The 16,574-nt window shown below is 42.4% G+C and carries 18 protein-coding genes and 1 pseudogene; 7 read left to right on the forward strand and 12 right to left on the reverse strand.

Annotation, left to right across the window (positions count from 1 at the left end; all coding sequences use genetic code 11):
• Together A142_RS25275 and A142_RS02210 are read left to right on the forward strand one after the other, a co-directional pair.
• Positions 1 to 200, forward strand: a pseudogene (locus A142_RS25275) (O-antigen ligase family protein); the annotation flags it as partial.
• Positions 187 to 891 (forward strand): glycosyltransferase family 32 protein, encoded by a 705-nt coding sequence (locus A142_RS02210; RefSeq protein WP_019826414.1) that lies wholly within the window; start codon positions 187 to 189, stop codon positions 889 to 891. The pseudogene A142_RS25275 and the gene A142_RS02210, both read left to right, overlap by 14 nt.
• Positions 892 to 983: 92 nt before the next feature.
• Here A142_RS02210 and A142_RS02215 read toward each other — a convergent pair whose 3' ends face one another.
• The 5 genes from A142_RS02215 to A142_RS02235 are packed head-to-tail and all read right to left on the reverse strand — an operon-like array spanning position 984 to position 6,028.
• Positions 984 to 2,057 (reverse strand): glycosyltransferase, encoded by a 1,074-nt coding sequence (locus A142_RS02215; RefSeq protein WP_019826415.1) that lies wholly within the window; start codon positions 2,055 to 2,057, stop codon positions 984 to 986.
• Positions 2,054 to 3,103 (reverse strand): glycosyltransferase family 52, encoded by a 1,050-nt coding sequence (locus A142_RS02220; RefSeq protein ID WP_019826416.1) that lies wholly within the window; start codon positions 3,101 to 3,103, stop codon positions 2,054 to 2,056. Before A142_RS02220 ends, A142_RS02215 begins: the two co-directional genes overlap by 4 nt.
• 2 nt (positions 3,104 to 3,105) lie before the next feature.
• On the reverse strand, positions 3,106 to 4,185 hold the full coding sequence (locus tag A142_RS02225; RefSeq protein WP_019826417.1) for a glycosyltransferase family 4 protein: 1,080 nt from the start codon (positions 4,183 to 4,185) through the stop codon (positions 3,106 to 3,108).
• 10 nt (positions 4,186 to 4,195) lie between these two features.
• Positions 4,196 to 4,987: a glycosyltransferase family 2 protein gene (locus A142_RS02230; RefSeq protein ID WP_019826418.1), complete on the reverse strand. Its 792-nt coding sequence runs from the start codon at positions 4,985 to 4,987 to the stop codon at positions 4,196 to 4,198.
• A 9-nt stretch (positions 4,988 to 4,996) separates the two neighbouring features.
• Positions 4,997 to 6,028, reverse strand: coding sequence for a CDP-glycerol--glycerophosphate glycerophosphotransferase (locus tag A142_RS02235; RefSeq protein ID WP_019826423.1), 1,032 nt, complete (start codon positions 6,026 to 6,028; stop codon positions 4,997 to 4,999).
• Positions 6,029 to 6,160: 132 nt separating this feature from the next.
• On the opposite strand from A142_RS02235, the gene waaA reads away from it, so the two are divergent.
• On the forward strand, positions 6,161 to 7,423 hold the full coding sequence (waaA, locus tag A142_RS02240; protein ID WP_019826425.1) for a lipid IV(A) 3-deoxy-D-manno-octulosonic acid transferase: 1,263 nt from the start codon (positions 6,161 to 6,163) through the stop codon (positions 7,421 to 7,423).
• 56 nt (positions 7,424 to 7,479) lie between these two features.
• Here the strand turns inward: waaA and A142_RS02245 are convergent, their stop codons facing one another.
• On the reverse strand, positions 7,480 to 8,193 hold the full coding sequence (locus A142_RS02245; protein WP_019826427.1) for a 3-deoxy-D-manno-octulosonic acid kinase: 714 nt from the start codon (positions 8,191 to 8,193) through the stop codon (positions 7,480 to 7,482).
• A 95-nt stretch (positions 8,194 to 8,288) separates the two neighbouring features.
• On the opposite strand from A142_RS02245, the gene A142_RS02250 reads away from it, so the two are divergent.
• The 3 genes from A142_RS02250 to A142_RS02260 all read left to right on the forward strand — a co-directional run bounded on the left by A142_RS02250 (position 8,289) and on the right by A142_RS02260 (position 10,914).
• A complete protein-coding gene (locus A142_RS02250) occupies positions 8,289 to 9,371 on the forward strand; it encodes a glycosyltransferase family 9 protein (protein ID WP_019826429.1) in 1,083 nt (360 codons plus the stop codon).
• A 1-nt stretch (position 9,372) separates the two neighbouring features.
• Positions 9,373 to 9,855 (forward strand): pantetheine-phosphate adenylyltransferase, encoded by a 483-nt coding sequence (gene coaD / locus A142_RS02255; RefSeq protein WP_010433787.1) that lies wholly within the window; start codon positions 9,373 to 9,375, stop codon positions 9,853 to 9,855.
• Positions 9,856 to 10,161: 306 nt separating this feature from the next.
• Positions 10,162 to 10,914 carry a glycosyltransferase family 25 protein gene (locus A142_RS02260; protein WP_019826431.1) on the forward strand — a complete coding sequence of 251 codons (753 nt, stop codon included), beginning with the start codon at positions 10,162 to 10,164 and terminating at the stop codon, positions 10,912 to 10,914.
• A gap of 80 nt (positions 10,915 to 10,994) precedes the next feature.
• On the opposite strand, the gene A142_RS02265 is transcribed toward A142_RS02260, so the two are convergent.
• From A142_RS02265 to radC, 6 genes are all read right to left on the reverse strand, one after another.
• Positions 10,995 to 11,999, reverse strand: coding sequence for an NAD-dependent epimerase (locus A142_RS02265; RefSeq protein WP_019826433.1), 1,005 nt, complete (start codon positions 11,997 to 11,999; stop codon positions 10,995 to 10,997).
• A 91-nt stretch (positions 12,000 to 12,090) separates the two neighbouring features.
• Positions 12,091 to 12,900, reverse strand: coding sequence for a bifunctional DNA-formamidopyrimidine glycosylase/DNA-(apurinic or apyrimidinic site) lyase (mutM, locus tag A142_RS02270; RefSeq protein ID WP_019826435.1), 810 nt, complete (start codon positions 12,898 to 12,900; stop codon positions 12,091 to 12,093).
• A gap of 3 nt (positions 12,901 to 12,903) precedes the next feature.
• Positions 12,904 to 13,428: a hypothetical protein gene (locus tag A142_RS02275; RefSeq protein ID WP_081324685.1), complete on the reverse strand. Its 525-nt coding sequence runs from the start codon at positions 13,426 to 13,428 to the stop codon at positions 12,904 to 12,906.
• A gap of 204 nt (positions 13,429 to 13,632) precedes the next feature.
• Entirely contained in the window at positions 13,633 to 13,800 is a 168-nt protein-coding gene (rpmG, locus tag A142_RS02280) for a 50S ribosomal protein L33 (RefSeq protein WP_002535344.1), read from the reverse strand.
• A 13-nt stretch (positions 13,801 to 13,813) separates the two neighbouring features.
• The gene (gene rpmB, locus A142_RS02285) at positions 13,814 to 14,050 is read right to left on the reverse strand and encodes a 50S ribosomal protein L28 (RefSeq protein ID WP_004728407.1); all 237 of its coding nucleotides are present in this window, start codon (positions 14,048 to 14,050) and stop codon (positions 13,814 to 13,816) included.
• 291 nt (positions 14,051 to 14,341) lie between these two features.
• Positions 14,342 to 15,016, reverse strand: coding sequence for a RadC family protein (gene radC, locus A142_RS02290; protein ID WP_019826442.1), 675 nt, complete (start codon positions 15,014 to 15,016; stop codon positions 14,342 to 14,344).
• Between the two features lie 224 nt (positions 15,017 to 15,240).
• On the opposite strand from radC, the gene coaBC reads away from it, so the two are divergent.
• On the forward strand, positions 15,241 to 16,482 hold the full coding sequence (gene coaBC, locus A142_RS02295) for a bifunctional phosphopantothenoylcysteine decarboxylase/phosphopantothenate--cysteine ligase CoaBC (RefSeq protein ID WP_019826443.1): 1,242 nt from the start codon (positions 15,241 to 15,243) through the stop codon (positions 16,480 to 16,482).
• Positions 16,483 to 16,574: the final 92 nt, after the last annotated feature.

Consider the following 16,574-nt stretch of genomic DNA (forward strand, 5'->3'; position numbering starts at 1 on the left):
TTTATGTTTTTAAAGTTGGAATGAAAGATGGGGGCAGGGAAACATTAGTTCTTGCTATATGCCTGTACTCTTTATTAGGTGTTATAAACCTTTTTGAATCATATATCTTTGTAAAAAGTGGAGTTTTAATTCATACACTAACTCTCGGGATATTATATAGTTACAAATTCAAAGGTGACGTTGAAAATGAAACAAAATAAAACAATTCACGCAATCTGGTTGGGAGGAACTCCGAATAGTTTCTCTAATGCATGCATCGATGATTGGGAAAAGCAGGGGTTTACTTATAAACTTTGGCTAGATGATAACCCTGTCGTAATCGATTTGATAAATGGCTGTGAGTTTGCTCGAGAATGCTATAAAAGAAAACTCTATGCTTTCGTCACCGACTACTTACGCCTAAAAATATTGTCTTTAGAAGGTGGACTTTATTTAGATACAGACGTAACAATTAGCAAGGATCCCTTCCCACTATTTGATGAGTTGTCTTTTTCTGCTGGGTGGGAAAGTGATAAATTTTTAGGTAATGCAATAATTTACGCTGATAAAAATTCAAAAATATTAGCGAAGCTTGTTCATTTCTATGAAAACGAAATAATGTCATCTTCGCTATATATGGGACCTAAGGTTTTATCCTATAAGTTAACTCAAGATGGTTACCAAGAATTAGAACCATGTCGATTGTATGAACAAGCTTATTTTTATGCATATGATGGAAAGAAACTATTAGATATAAATGCTCATACACCTCGCTACATGACTCACTGGTATCAACACTCTTGGAAAAGTAATAAAGGTATAATTTTCTTAAAATCCAAACATAAAGGGTTCTGGGGGAAATTGTATACTCAACAAAAGTATCTTTTCAAAATTAAAAACAAGTTTAAATAAGATAAGTAAAAGGGGGATATAGAATCCCCTTCCTTGCCTGAATATGATTTATAACTAACCTATTAATCGGCTAAATTCCCATTAATTTAATATTAATTAAGTTGATGGTAAGCTTCAGTTATGCACATAGCCGAAAACTTATTATCAAATGGAACAGTATAATATTGGCTGTGAGATAGCATTTTATCCATATTTTTCGGCAAGTCATTTTTTGTACAAATTACGAATTGGTTATCACCAACGATTTCATAGATTCCACCCGAGCAATTTGTAGTAAGTAACGGCTTTTCAAGGGCTATTGCCTCTATCAATACCGTGGGTAGCCCCTCGAAGTCAGAGGTCAGTACTAAGCCTTTAGAATGCTTTAAATAAGGGTATGGATTTGCTAAAAAACCTTTAAAAATGACACGTTCTTCAAGGCCTAGAACTTTAACTTGTTGCTGAGCTTTCTCTAACAAGCCACCATTTCCAAGTAAGATAAGCTTGACTGATGTGTTAGTCATTTTTGAGAATGCATCAATCAAACGATCATGTCGCTTAGCTCGATTGAATCGTCCAATGTGTACAAGATAGTCACCTAAACTATCCACATCAACAGGTTCATCAGCTAAATTTTCAAGCTCTTCTAACTCTGTTGGGTTATAAATAACAGTATTTGAGAATTTAGATTCAAATGATGATTCATACTCACATTTTGAAGCTTCAGACACAAAAACCAGAGGGTGATTTTTATAAGTAGCGTTTATTTTTCTTTTTATTTGTTTTTTCTTAAGCCAACCTTTCCCTAGTAAAAACGCCGAATGGTATGAACTATGAATTACGTGATGCACTCGCAAGGTACTTTCAGACATGATTTTATCAGCCAGTAGCATGTTACTCAGCACAAGTGCATCTTTTGATATGTTTTGGCTTATATATTTATCTATAGATTTAGCTACGTTTTTTTTATATGAAAGGCGTCTTAACCCTTTTTTTGAAACGTTACAAAAATCACTAACAAAGTGTACACGGAAACCATCGATATCATGCTCGACGGCTTTTTCTATAGCAACAATATGGCACTCATAGCCTTGATATTTTTCCATTGCCTTATAAAGGTTAAGCACAAACTTCTCAGCTCCACCTCCTCGCAAAGCTGATATTACAAAAACCATTTTTTTTATCAAAACATTGCCTCTAAGCGTTTATTTAAGTCTAAAAGACTATCTTTCCATTGATTATAAATCTCAGCCTGCACCTCAGCTTCATCATCTGTTATTAAAGTCATTCTATGGCAAAAACCTTCAAATCCCATACCAGCACTAGAGTATACTGATAAGACTACTGGTGAGCTTGAAGAGGCGAACACCAACAACTCCAGTGGGATTTTGCTTTTTATAAACTTTGAAACTGGAAATGCACTTTTATACTTACCTTCATTTTCTCTAGGGTGAACCTTAAAAGCATACGTTAAATTTTTAGATTCAAGGTGTTCCACCATTTTACGATAAACGTCTATATCTTTCCCTGATTCATTCATACTAGCAATAGAAATAGGCTGTGTGGCAATTATCACATCAGGAATCACCACATTTGAATTATCCAACTTAAAAATTGAATACAAGAACCTGTTGACGTTATTAGGGTCGATGAAGTCTATACTTTGTACTTTGTTTACAATTTGACTAGGGGCCAATTCAGGAGTTAGTAAATGGATAATCTTACAACGTCTATCATCTCCAATATAACGCCGATTTTTTTTATTAGAAATAAAATGATCAGCGAAACTTAACTCTGTGCCTGTATAGTTCGACAACCCGTCTTCTATAACTTCATAAAAGGGGAAAGCTAAACGCATTAACCTTGAAAGACGGTTACGATCATTAAATAAAAATAAGCGAGTTTCTTCGGCTGTGAATTTTTCACTTAATATTTCACTTTCATATAACTTATTAATTGTTCTTTTTTTGAAGAACTCATTCTGATAATTAGCTACGGCAAAGCATTTATGAATAGTTCCCACACCACCTCTATATATTTCTTCAAGAAGTTTTTTTCTACCTATAAACTTCACCGTAATGGTGCTGGGTAAGATAGACAAATCGAAACTTTCAGGCTCAAGTCCCTGCTGATCCGTAACAACTATTATTCGACTTTCCTGCTCTACCTCTTTTAATGATTTTAATAAAGCAAATAGAAAATGCCGCAATGTAGAGCACAGATACAAATTCATAACTACTTACTCAACAATCTATCAAAAAACTCCAAATGCTTCTTCACTGTCACTCGTGAACTAAAGCTTTCATCTAGGCGCTTCTTAGCCGCTTCACTCATTGTTGTGCACTTTGCCTTATCTTGTGCGAGCTTGTCCATAGCCTCCCCTAACGCCTTGGCGTCACCAGTCGGGACAATATAACCAGTCTCGCCATCTACAACGAGCTCAGGAGCCCCTCCGGTAGTGGTTACCACTGATGTTGTGCCATTTGCCATCGCTTCGACAATCGTGCGTGGTAGCCCTTCTCCGCTAATCGATGGCTGAACTTGAAAATCAGCCATACACATGATTGAAGGGATGTCAGTACGATGACCAATGTAGTGAATGCGCTCACTCATAGGACTTGCTTTCATCTCATCAAAATGAGGCTCGTAGCCGCTGCCCGCTAAGATCAAATGGAAGTTCGGTGCAGTAATGTATTTGGTCGCCTCAAGTAAGACAGAGATGCCCTTACTTGGCCTTACATGTGCTGCAGTAATCGCGACTACATCATCTTCATTCAAACCAAACTCAGAGCGCTCGGTTGGTGGCACTTTATACCAATCCAATTCATGCCCTTTGTAGATGGTAACAACGTTATCTTTGTTCTTCCAAACTCGTTTTAGCACATCTTGTCGCACCGCTTCTGAAACACAGACAATACCGTCTACGCGAGGGTGAAGTTGAGTTAAATAAGCACTAGGGTCATGTCGATATAACCCGCCAGTAGTGCCTCGATAAACAACTAATTTAACCTTGAAACCAATACAGGCAAACGCTGCATTAGGTATCGTCTTTGAGTTAAAAGCATAGCAGATGTCGTAATCATGCGTTTTTAGCTCGTGGCGAATCTTTTTAATGGTATCAAAACAAATTTTACGCTTTGGATAAGCATCAACCACTCGGATACCGTGCTCTTCTAGCTTAGATACGTGCTCAGACTCACCTTGAGTCATGATAGTGACTTGGTGACCTTGACGTGCAAGCTCAATAAAGATCGCGGCTTCAGGGCGTAAACTGTTCCATGCATGTAAGTAAGATGCACAAACTAAAATTTTCATCTATCGGTTCCTATTTGGCTTGGTCTGTTGAACGGTCTTCTGGGCGATTTTCAAGAATCCACAAACCGACATATTTATTGAAATTCACTTGAGCGTAAGTCATCGCCATAATGAAACCGACACTGCCATCCATAAAGCCACGGCGGATAATATAGACTAAGAAGAACGTCCATGCCGCTCGTAGTAGAGCGAGGAATAAGCCGTGTGATTTCTTGCCTTTACGGTGGTATTTTTGAGAACCAAGCCAAGCGTACTGCGCTGCTTTGTCTAAACCATGACCATAATCGCGATGGGTGTAATGAAGAAGAAACCCCTTCAATATTCCTGTAGAGCCTTGCTCCGGAACGACAGTCTCGTGAACCTCATCCAACGTATATCGAGAACCTTCCCTCTTAAACAGTCTTAATACTGCACGAGCACTGCGGCCATGTTTTAGAGTCGTGCCATACAAAGTCACTCCCCAAGGAAGTTTATACGCAGTATGTTTGATTTGATCTTGTTTTAATAACTCAACAAGAGCCTTACCCATTTCTAAGTCGAGAGCCTCATCCGCATCGATTGATAACACCCAATCACATGTCGCTTTATCTAGCGCTCGTTGCTTTTGTTTACCAAAGCCAGGCCAATCTGTGATGGTCACGTTATCTGTGTATTTTTGACATATCTCAACCGTTGCGTCTGTTGAACCACTGTCTAAAACGATCAGCTCATCAGCAATATCAACCACAGATTTAAGGCAAGTTTCAATTCGGTCTTCTTCATTCTTAGTAATAACAATGACAGACAGGGTATGTTTTCTCATTATTCAGCCCTAGAATTTCCAATAGTTTAATGATTTACGGATCTTAAAGTTACGAATCCAATTTTTTGGCTTGTTATCTTGCCAGCCGCTTTCTAGCACATCAGTAATAGCACTCAGAACTCTCGCTGAGGATTGCCCATCTAAATATGGCGTTATCGACGGACCATAATTAGCAATGGCGTTATCTCTTGCTTCATCAGGTAGCATCGCTTGCTTAATTGCTGACTCTAATTGCTCGGCTTGAGTAATGTTAATAAAGCTTGCTTGAGGGTCTCGATTATTTACCGTGACAACAGGCTTATTGAGCAGCAAAAATTCCTGAAATATCGATGAGTTATCACACACCATCACATCAGCACGATGCTGCATTTCAATCACTCGATCATTGTCAAAAAACAGAAGATTATCGCCTTCTAACGCCTGGTATTTTTCTCGTGTCTCTTGCTTCATTTTAGGATGCAGTGTGACTAACCATTGCCACTGGCTCAGTTTGCTTAGGCGCTTAAGCTCTTCATAAACCAATTCAGCACACGATAAGCTTGGCGAAAAAGTGGAAGCGAATAGAATTTGAGGTCTCTCATGACGGTTCTCACCAGCTTGATAATTAAACAAGCTATCTAGCTTCAGCCATCCGGTCTCTTTTACTTGAAAATAGCCGCGCTGTTTAGCTAGTGGTTCCAATGAACTCGTTCTTTCATGGCCTTCGGTGCAATACAAATCAAATAGACCACGCTCAGGATATAAGTTCCCTCGCTTACTCTCATTCAAACCGTGAAATACTTGCACCTTCAACCCTGGAATAAATGCAGGAATGCGATCCCCTGGCACTAAAACGGCCGAAGGATTATAGGCAACAGCTTCTGTCAAAGACACACGCTGCTCTTGCTCTAATAAAAGATATTCAGAAGCATCCTCACCAACCAGCAACCATTTAACGTCATGACCAAGTTGCTTCGCGTAGTTATAAAATGGGCGAAGAATAGCAAATGAGTAGTTTTGCTCGACATAGAGCAAGAAACGATAGGTTTGATCGGTTTGCATAAGCGATGAGATAAAATTCACCATTTCCGTTTGAAAGTGCAACTAAGCATTTAATTATAACGCTCTTTACTTTCGAGATTGAAGAAAATACTCTTCTCAATACTGATTTTACCTTCTGGTGTCACTGTTCTTATGCTTATACGACTTATCTATACTCTCATATTGTCATTAGCTTCTCCGCTACTGCTGTATGGGCTTTATAAGAGCAAACCCGGAAAGCCTAGTTTTGGTCAGCGTTGGAAAGAACATTTCGGCATCACGCCGCAAACTCAAGGTAAAAGCCCTATCTGGATTCATGCCGTGTCGGTTGGTGAATCTATTGCTGCGATGCCTGTCATTAAACAATTGAAGCTGCGAGCTCCAAATCAAGCCATCATTGTTACCACAACGACCAGCACAGGTGCTGAGCAAATAGAGAAGCTTGGTGATTTGGTCGAGCACCGCTACATGCCGATTGATTTTTCTTGGTGCATTCGAGGTTTCTTGAAAACTGTTCAGCCTAAACAGATGTTAATCATGGAAACCGAATTATGGCCAAACACACTGCACTGCGTCGCGAAAGCTGGAATCCCCGTTTCGGTACTCAACGCTCGCCTATCTGAACGCTCATGCCAGCGTTATGCTAAATTCCAACCCGTCTTTAACCTTCTAGCGAAAAACCTATCTCAAGTACTCTGCCAATACCCTAGTGATGCTGAGCGTTTTATACGATTAGGGTTAGATAAAGCATCTGTGCATGTGGCTGGGTCGATCAAGTTTGATATTGAAGTTTCAGCTGAACAAGTAGAGAAAGGTAGAGCTCTGAGGAAACAAATAGGCTTTGAGCGTGATGTCTGGATTGCGGCGAGCACTCACCAAGGTGAAGATGAAATTGTTTTAGATGCTCATAGGCAACTTCGAAAAGACAACCCTAGTGCGTTACTGATGATCGTGCCTCGCCACCCTGAGCGATTTAATCAAGTGACGGAACTGGCTAAACAACACCAATTCAACACCATCACTCGAACGAGTCAGCAACCAATCACCTCTAATGTTGAAGTGTATATTGCGGATACGATGGGAGAAATGTTGGTATTACTCGGCGGATCTGATGTGTGCTTTATGGGAGGAAGCCTTGTGGGCAATAAGGTAGGTGGCCACAATCTTCTAGAACCGGCAGCACTACAGTTACCTTTACTCAATGGCCCTAGCTATTTTAACTTCAGCGAGATCACAGACAAACTACTTGAAGCTCAAGCCGTGGTTATTTGTCAAGATAGCAGTGACATTGCAAGCCAACTCAGAGAGCTGTTCACCCAACCTAAATTACGTAAAGATAAAGGCTTAGTGGCTTATCAAGTGATTGAGCAGAACCGAGGGGCGTTGGATAAAACCTTGGCATACATTCTTAATTAATGACCATTCTTAGCTAATGGCCTTCTTAGCTAGTCACCACTCTTAACTAACAGCAACTAACCTTGGTAGCCTTGCAATAACAGTTCCCAATCCGGCTCTTGCCATTGAATCTGGCGCTTGTTCACTTCTTTTAGGAACGAGCGCTTTAAGCGATTCAAGTTACCTTCTTTCCAATCATCACCCGCTTGCTGACCACACTTGTCAAAGTCAATAATCCACACGTTTTGTGAAGTATCAAGCAAGATATTATGAATGTTGAGATCAGTATGATTGACCCCTGCATTGTGCATTTTACGTATCTCGCGGCCAATCTTTTGATAAACATCCGTATCTATCGGGCCATTGACCAAAACATCAACCAGATCTTTGGCATTGGGAATTCGTTCAGACATTAAGTCCGCGCGATAAAGTAGTCCGCTTTTAATGGCTCTAGCAGCAATGGGCTTCGGTACATTCACACCTGCGTTTGCCAATGCCTTGAGAACATTAAGCTCCATCGCACAGCGCGTGCTTTCCCAATCAGAGAAGCGATATTGGTCTTCGACTAGCTTCCCAAACAACCCGCCACGGCGATAATGGCGCAGTGCAGCCTGTATTCCATCAAGCTGAATAAACCATGTGGTACCTCGTCCTTGAGCACTGCCTGAAATGGCGTCTTGTTGCTGCCAATATTCAGCCTCAAAGATCTGAGCGATATCGCCCTCTGGTACCTGAGCCAAAAGTTCAGGGTCGTACCAAATTGTTTGGTTCTTGGTGCTAATCGTTTCCATCTATGAGGCCTTTGGGTCGCTTTTCGTCATTGCTATTTTACAACTAATGCGAGTATCTGCATAATTCTGATGTTATTCACTTTTTCGGGCTCTTTATGTCACTGTTCTCAACTGCACCTCAATCTCTTTGCATACTTCGCCTATCCGCGATTGGCGATGTTTGTCATGCTATTTCTGTGGTTCAAGCCATCCAGAAGCAGTGGCCTGAAACGAAAATTACTTGGATAACCGGGAAAATAGAAGCCATGCTCATCGGCGACCTGCCGGGTATTGAGGTAATTGTTTTCGATAAGAAACAAGGCTTCAAAGGAATGCGTGAACTATGGCGCCAATTGTCAGATCGAAAATTTGATGCGCTGCTACATATGCAAGCCGCACTCAGAGCCAGCGTACTTTCCTGGGGAATAAAGGCGAAATGTAAGGTAGGGTTTGGCAAAAACCGTACCCGTGAAATGCAGTCATTCTTTACGAATCGCCATCTACCTATTTCAGACAAATTTCATGTCTTAGATAACTTTGCCGAATTTGCTCGCTACATTGGTGTGCCCTTCGATAAACCTCAATGGGACATTCCTTTAACACCGGAAGACGAACAATTAGCCATCGACACTATGGCAGGGAAACCAACCTTGGTTATTTCCCCTGCAGCAAGCAAGGATTCACGTAATTGGTTGACTGAGCGATATGCCGCTATTGCTGATTACGCAGTAGAAAAAGGGATGCAAGTGGTGCTGTGTGGCTCTCCGGCACCAAGAGAAGTTAACCTTGGTAGCGACATCGAAAAATTATGCCAGTCGCCAGTAACCAACTTGATTGGCAAAACGAACTTGAAGCAACTGACTGCCGTACTGAAACATGCAACGGTGGTATTGGCACCTGATACTGGCCCAGCCCACTTGGCAACTACGCAGTCAACGCCTGTAATCGGCTTGTACGCGCACAGCGATCCTCGTAGAACAGGACCTTACAACGATCTCGATATCGTAGTGAGTGTTTATCAACAGCACGTAGAAGCACAACAAGGTAAACCAGTCGCAGACCTTCCATGGGGAACCCGTGCTAAAGGCGATGACCTGATGAAAGACATCACACTCGATATGGTAAAGCAGCAACTCGATAAGGCCTTAAACTCTAGTAAAGCACCGAATTCGAACACTACATTAAGCAAGGACAGCTAAAATGAGCACACACGTTATTTATCCAGGAACTTTTGATCCGGTGACCAATGGCCACCTTGATATCATTGTTCGTGCCGCTAGCATGTTTGACCATATCACTGTTGGAGTAGCAGCGAGCCCAAGTAAAAAAACCATGTTTGAATTAGATGAACGTGTAGAGTTGTTACGTGATGCGGTGTCTCACTTACCTAACGTGTCTGTTGAAGGATTTTCGGGGTTGCTGGTCGATTTTGCTAAACAGCAGCAAGCGAATGTGTTGGTGCGAGGCCTAAGAACAACCATGGATTTTGAGTACGAGTTTGGTCTCACTAGCATGTACAGGAAGCTACTGCCGGGGCTTGAAAGTGTATTTTTAACGCCTTCAGAGGAGTATGCATTCCTCTCTTCGACAATAGTTCGAGAAGTGGCCATTCATGGTGGGGACATTAGTCAGTTTGTGCCACAAAAAGTGGCGGCTGAAATAAAGCTAAAGACAGCCAAGTAATTCTCTATATCTACAGCGAAAAAATAGCGCTCATTGAGCGCTATTTTATTAAAGAACACTGGTTACTACAGTAATAGTATACTCGGTACCAATCCATGAAAATTTTCGCCCCTTCTTCGACTTTAACTTGAGGCTGGCAACTTCAAGATATCCCACCTAAACCAAACCAAACCAAACCAAACAAGTTAGTAACAACATTCTTGACATTCATCACAACCATAACCTCTCAAAAATTGAACGACTATTACAATAAAGCACGTAAGTGCTAACATATCCCGCTACAAACAAACACATCAATATAGCTCTATGAAATCATACTGTATTACCTTAAAAGCGAACCATTGTAGGCAAAGATCAACAGCCGACGCTCTCAAGGGTGTTCAGATTGATTTTGAGTTTTTTATTGGAGTTGATGCGCGAACCGATGAACACCCTCTACTCAAAAGAATTCACGATAGAGCTTTTTTACATAATATGGGCAGGTCGCATGCCATTGGAGAGGTTGGATGTTATGCAAGCCATTACCTTATTTGGCAAAAATGTGTAGAGCTCAATGAACCAATTTTAGTCTTCGAAGATCATGCCGAGATTGATATCGACACATTTCGTAATACTCTGACTATCGCCGAGCAGCATATTAATCAGTGTGGTTTTATTCGCTTACAAGACAGTAAGAACAAACTACATTACTCAGTTAGCACGTACGATGCCCAACATCTTATTAAGTATTTGAAAGTTCCTCAAGGAACCGCCTGTTACGCGATATCTCCCAAAGCAGCACAAGCTTTCATCGAACAAAGTTCAACGTTCAATTATCCAGTTGATGTATTCTTACGGAATACTTGGGGCCATAAACACCCCATGTTTGGTGTTTCTTCTGCGGGATTACAACGTAGTAAGCAGCCGTCAATTATTGGTAGTCGTAAACATAAAGGTAGAAAAGACTATTCTGTCGCCTTTATGAAAATTGTGAACAAAATAAAGAGTATGACGCTCAACTTATCAACAAACCTTTACCACCTTGTAGTTCTAGATAAAGAGTTCAGACCAAAGCTCTAAAAATAGGAAAGTAAAACACTAACCCTCTTCAAAAAAATAGCGCTCAGTGAGCGCTATTTTTAATTCAAAACCATCAATTATTACAACGAGTAATAAGCTTTGTACCAATCCGCGAATGCTTTGGCGCCTTCTTGGATTTTAACTTGAGGCTTGTAACCAACCGCTTCAAACAAATCTTCCGTATCAGCATAAGTTGCGTACACATCACCGGGTTGCATTGGCATGAAGTTCTTTTTCGCTTCAACACCTAGAGCACCTTCTAATGCTTCGATGTAGTCCATTAATTTAACCGGACTGCCATGACCGATGTTGAACACACGGTATGGTGCTGAGCTGGTTGCAGGTGAGCCTTGCTCAACCGTCCAATCTGGCTGTTTTGCTGGAATACGATCTTGGACACGAATAATGCCTTCAACAATATCATCGATATAAGTGAAGTCGCGCATCATGTCGCCATTGTTATAAATATCGATCTCTTTGCCTGCCACGATTAAGTTCGCAAACTTAAACATCGCCATATCAGGGCGACTCCAAGGACCATAAACCGTAAAGAAACGTAGACCAGTTGTCGGTACATCGTATAAATGAGAATAGGTATGCGCCATTAGCTCATTCGACTTCTTAGTCGCAGCGTACAGTGAAATAGGGTGATCAACACTGTCTGCCGTGTGGAATGGCATTTTCTGGTTCAAGCCATAGACTGAGCTAGATGATGCATAAACTAGGTGTTCAACCTTGTTATGGCGACAGCCTTCCAAAATAGCTAAGTGACCAACAAGGTTGCTATCAGCATACGCCATTGGATTATCAATTGAGTAACGAACGCCAGCTTGCGCCGCTAAGTGGATAACGCGGTCAAACTTTTGCTCAGCAAACAACGTTGCCATGCCTTCTCTATCAGCAAGATCAAGCTCGATAAAGGTAAGGTTTTCATGTTCGATACGCTTAAGACGGTCATGTTTCAGAGAGACTTCGTAGTAGTCATTTAGGTTATCAATACCAATAACCTCATGTCCTGCCGCACATAGTCGCTCCGACACTGCTGAGCCAATAAAACCAGCAACGCCAGTTACTAAATATTTCATTCTACTATTCTCAATTCATATAATTAGTACAATTGTAGCCACTCGCTAGCCTATCGACTAGCAATAAAAAGTGAACACGAGTTCAGATTTTCTATACTTGGCACTCTTCGCAATAAAACGTATTGCGTTGCCCGATTTTTAATTCTTGAATAAGAGCTTCACAAGTAGGGCATTTTGCACCCGCTTTACCATACACTTGCAGCTCTTGAGCGAAATACCCCGGCTTGCCATCTGCTTGTGCGAAATCTTTTAGGGTAGTGCCACCTTGTTCGATAGCAGTAGCGAGTACTTGTTTAATATCTTCAGTTAACAAGGTCCATTCAGCTTTGGTTACTTTATTTGCTGGTCGTAGCGGATGGATCTTTGCAGAAAACAAGGCTTCATTAGCGTAGATATTCCCTACCCCGACCACAACTTTGTTGTCCATGATGAACTGCTTGACGGCAACTTTACGCTTTTCTGCCTTCTCAGCTATGTAGTCGGCATTGAAGTCGCTAGTTAGCGGCTCAGGACCAGATCCCAGTAACACAGGATGTGTTTCGTCAGGCGCTGACCATAGCCATGCGCCAAAGCGGCGAGGGTCGTTGTAGCGTAATACTTTGCCATTGGTGAGCTTAAGATCCACGTGATCGTGCTTTGCTGCTGGGAAGTCGGCATCTAATACACGCAGTGAGCCAGACATGCCAAGATGCACAATCGCAGTGCCAGCATCTGTCTCAATCAATAGGTACTTCGCTCGACGTGAGATCGAGCGAATCACCTGCCCTTCTAATCGCTTAAGTTCTTGTGGAATATCCCAACGCAGCTTCGGCGTGCGAAAGGTAAGCGTTTTAATGGTCTCACCGACTAAATGAGGCGAGATCCCCATGCGGCTTACTTCGACTTCGGGTAGTTCAGGCATAATCTAGTCATCCAATTCTGAGGAGTTGTTCGAGCTGAGACTTGGAAACAGGTAGCTCTCTTCAATAGACACCGCCAACCACTGATCATTCCAGTTTTTTAACAACCAGAACTCAGGCAATTGATAATAGGTAATACGCTGGGGCTCTTCTTGGTCTTGATACCATACTTCGATGGTGTGTGGTGTCTTTAACCGAGGCGTAAGGTCTGTGTAGGTCTGTGAGTCGACTTCCGTGCCCACAAGCTCTTTCCAACGTTGTGACAACTCTTGTGCATTGGTGGTTTGAGGGGAGCCTTCACCTTTAAACTGGTAAACCCATTGATTGTCTTGTTGAATGACAGACCACTTAGCAAAGTGTAACGCTTGAAGCTCTGCTATTGGATTCAGGAGATAAGGATAAGGGCTCTCAACCTGAGGTTCAGGTTCGATAAGGTACGCTTTGATCAATGTTGGAAGGTTTAACACGCCAATAAAAGCGATCACGCTGAACATGAGTATGTTGTTCCACCGGCGTCCACGATATCTCATCTGATTCTGCTCATCTAACCTATTGAACATTCAGTATATCGTGAAAGTGGCAATACTTTCTATGTTGCGCGGTTTTCTAGCTATCAGGTTCTATATCAAGCAAGAACAATTGAGTTGCTCAAATTTTAGATATAAAAAAACCCAGCGATTAAACTGGGTTTTTCAATTCTTTCTTCTACTGAAGAAGAGCAAAAAAAGCATCAATTACTTGATTTTAGCTTCTTTGTACATAACGTGTTGGCGAACTACTGGATCAAACTTTTTGATCTCAAATTTGCCTGGCATGTTACGCTTGTTCTTATCAGTTGTGTAGAAGTGACCAGTACCTGCAGAAGATACTAGACGAATTTTCTCACGAATGCCTTTAGCCATTGCTTAATTCCTCTTAAACGTTTTCGCCACGTGCACGGATATCAACAAGAACAGCATCGATGCCTTTCTTATCAATGATACGCATGCCTTTAGCAGTTAGACGTAGTTTAACAAAACGTTTTTCGCTCTCTACCCAGAAACGATGAGTTTGTAGGTTCGGCAGAAAACGGCGCTTAGTAGCATTGCGTGCGTGTGAACGGTTGTTACCCGTTACTGGACGCTTACCAGTTACTTGGCATACTCGGGACATGAATGTCTTCTCCAATCGTTTCAGCTCGATATCAACCTTGGTGGCCGAACCTCTCTATCAATTAAAATAGAAGGTAAAAACCGTTATGGAAAATCCATACAAGGCTATCAAAGGTCGCGCATTATACTAACTTGACACGCATTGCTCAAGACCCGAACAGATCCTTTTTACGGATTTCGTGATCTTTTTTTGTGCAGCGCAGCTTGCTTGAGTAATCAGAGCTGATTTTAGGTCTAAAAATGTGGGCGGAATAATAGCAGATTTAACGCAACTAACAACCTAAAATGTGATTCAAATCCATCCACGCTCTGCAAAAGAGACAACTTCACCGTCTCCAACCACAAAATGGTCGAGCACTCGGATGTCCACCAGCGCTAATGCATCGGTTAATAGGCGTGTAATCCGTCTATCCGCTTGGCTAGGCTCAGCAACACCTGAAGGATGGTTATGAGCCAAGATTAATGCCGCCGCATTGTGATGCAGTGCCCGTTTAACCACTTCCCGCGGGTAAACCGATGCAGCATCGATGGTTCCTTCAAACATCACCTCGTCCTTTATTACCCTATTTTGGTTATCGAGGAACAGTATATAGAAGGCTTCTCGCTGGCGATCACGCAACATGCTCGAAAGATAAAGCTTTGTATGGCTTGGGCTAGTGAGCGCATCTCCACGAGATAAAGTCTCTGCTAGATAACGCTGCGTCATCTCTAATACAGCTTGTAGCTGAACATACTTAGCCTGTCCCATCCCTTTATGAGCACAAAATTCTTCCTGAGTTGCTGAAAAGAGATGGCGGAGCGAACCAAAGTCTTTGATCAACTTGTCTGCGAGCTCCAACACGTTCATTCCTTGTGTCCCTGTTCGCAGAAATATCGCGAGCAGTTCCGCATCACTCAAAGAATCAGGCCCTCTATTTAATAGCTTTTCTCTCGGCATCGATTCGGCAGGTATTTTATCTATTGGCATATAAAAGCTAATCACTAGTCATGAACACGACCCACCACCGTAATGAGATCGTAATAAGAGATCCTTCGATAGAGATAGAAGGGGACGAGTCACTAGCAAAACCATGTAATTGATAAGTTTGATAACACCAATTTGATGAGCGTCAACTCTGTTCGAGCTCTGCTTCTAGGCACTCTTCCTTTGTTCTGATATCGTAAGTCGCAGAAAAATTAAGGAACAGAATCATGCAAACACAGGTTAATCCACTGAGTAACGCTGACCAACAAGGCCTAGCAGGGAAAAAAATTCTTCTTGGTATTAGTGGTGGTATCGCTGCTTACAAATGTGCCGAGCTGACTCGACGTTTGATTGAGCGTGGAGCACAAGTGCAGGTCGTCATGACCAATGCAGCCAAGGAGTTCATTACTCCTCTCACCATGCAAGCCGTCTCAGGCAGGCCAGTGTCTGATAGTTTGCTTGATCCTGCTGCTGAGGCTTCCATGGGCCACATTGAGCTCGCAAAGTGGGCTGATTTGGTATTACTAGCTCCAGCAACCGCTGATCTGATTGCTCGCATGACAGCGGGCATGGGTAACGACCTACTGACCACCTTGGTTTTAGCAACTGATGCGCCAGTGGCGGTATCTCCGGCAATGAACCAACAAATGTACAGCCACCCAGCCACTCAAGAGAACATCGCAACACTAAAACGTCGTGGTTGTGAGATCTGGGGCCCGGCGGCTGGCGAACAAGCGTGTGGTGATGTCGGTATGGGGCGTATGCTAGAGCCAATGCAACTCGTGCATCGCTGCGAAGACTTCTTCCAACCTAAACCGCTTGCAGGCCGTTCTGTACTGATTACTGCTGGCCCGACTCGTGAAGCCATTGACCCAGTGCGTTACATTACCAATCACAGCTCAGGCAAGATGGGCTATGCAGTGGCTGAAGCGGCAGCTAAACAAGGCGCAAAGGTGACGCTAGTCAGTGGCCCAGTATCACTTGCGACACCAAGCCAAGTGACTCGTATTGATGTCGACAGCGCTCAACAGATGTTTGATGCGGTGACAGCAAGCGCTTCTCAACACGATATTTTCATCAGCTGCGCCGCAGTTGCCGATTATCGCCCTGAGTCCATCGCAGACCAAAAGCTCAAAAAGGTTGATGGTAAAGACGACATGACCATTCAAATGGTTAAGAACCCTGATATCGTCGCTTCTGTTGCTGCAATGACTGAAGGTCGCCCATTTACTGTTGGGTTTGCTGCTGAGACGCAAGATGTTGAAAAATACGCGCGAGGTAAGTTAGAAAGAAAGAACCTCGACATGATTTGCGCCAATGATGTGTCTGTCGAAGGCCAAGGCTTCAATAGCAGTAACAATGAGCTGCACCTTTATTGGAAAGGTGGCGATAAATCTCTGCCGTTGGATAGCAAAGACACCCTTGGTTTCCAGATCCTCGATCAGATCCAACAGCTTATTGATGCATAAACGCACAAATTTGCTCTGACAATCTGCTGACACCTCTCGATTCTGTTGACCTAGGGCTTACAAAACTAGGAAACAGAATTGAATGGTGTTTA

Source organism: Vibrio splendidus 12E03, from assembly GCF_000272105.2.
In the GTDB taxonomy this organism is placed as follows: domain Bacteria; phylum Pseudomonadota; class Gammaproteobacteria; order Enterobacterales; family Vibrionaceae; genus Vibrio; species Vibrio splendidus_I.

Coding starts and splice junctions, on each gene's coding strand:
- A142_RS02250 (WP_019826429.1), top strand. CDS start 8,289: ATGTCACTGTTCTCAACTGCACCTCAATCTCTTTGCATACTTCGCCTA.
- coaBC (WP_019826443.1), top strand. CDS start 15,241: ATGCAAACACAGGTTAATCCACTGAGTAACGCTGACCAACAAGGCCTA.
- A142_RS02230 (WP_019826418.1), bottom strand. CDS start 4,987: ATGAGAAAACATACCCTGTCTGTCATTGTTATTACTAAGAATGAAGAA.
- A142_RS02210 (WP_019826414.1), top strand. CDS start 187: ATGAAACAAAATAAAACAATTCACGCAATCTGGTTGGGAGGAACTCCG.
- A142_RS02265 (WP_019826433.1), bottom strand. CDS start 11,999: ATGAAATATTTAGTAACTGGCGTTGCTGGTTTTATTGGCTCAGCAGTG.
- radC (WP_019826442.1), bottom strand. CDS start 15,016: ATGCCAATAGATAAAATACCTGCCGAATCGATGCCGAGAGAAAAGCTA.
- A142_RS02235 (WP_019826423.1), bottom strand. CDS start 6,028: ATGCAAACCGATCAAACCTATCGTTTCTTGCTCTATGTCGAGCAAAAC.
- rpmG (WP_002535344.1), bottom strand. CDS start 13,800: ATGGCTAAAGGCATTCGTGAGAAAATTCGTCTAGTATCTTCTGCAGGT.
- rpmB (WP_004728407.1), bottom strand. CDS start 14,050: ATGTCCCGAGTATGCCAAGTAACTGGTAAGCGTCCAGTAACGGGTAAC.
- A142_RS02245 (WP_019826427.1), bottom strand. CDS start 8,193: ATGGAAACGATTAGCACCAAGAACCAAACAATTTGGTACGACCCTGAA.
- A142_RS02275 (WP_081324685.1), bottom strand. CDS start 13,428: ATGAGATATCGTGGACGCCGGTGGAACAACATACTCATGTTCAGCGTG.
- mutM (WP_019826435.1), bottom strand. CDS start 12,900: ATGCCTGAACTACCCGAAGTCGAAGTAAGCCGCATGGGGATCTCGCCT.
- A142_RS02220 (WP_019826416.1), bottom strand. CDS start 3,103: ATGAATTTGTATCTGTGCTCTACATTGCGGCATTTTCTATTTGCTTTA.
- waaA (WP_019826425.1), top strand. CDS start 6,161: ATGCTTATACGACTTATCTATACTCTCATATTGTCATTAGCTTCTCCG.
- A142_RS02225 (WP_019826417.1), bottom strand. CDS start 4,185: ATGAAAATTTTAGTTTGTGCATCTTACTTACATGCATGGAACAGTTTA.
- coaD (WP_010433787.1), top strand. CDS start 9,373: ATGAGCACACACGTTATTTATCCAGGAACTTTTGATCCGGTGACCAAT.
- A142_RS02260 (WP_019826431.1), top strand. CDS start 10,162: ATGAAATCATACTGTATTACCTTAAAAGCGAACCATTGTAGGCAAAGA.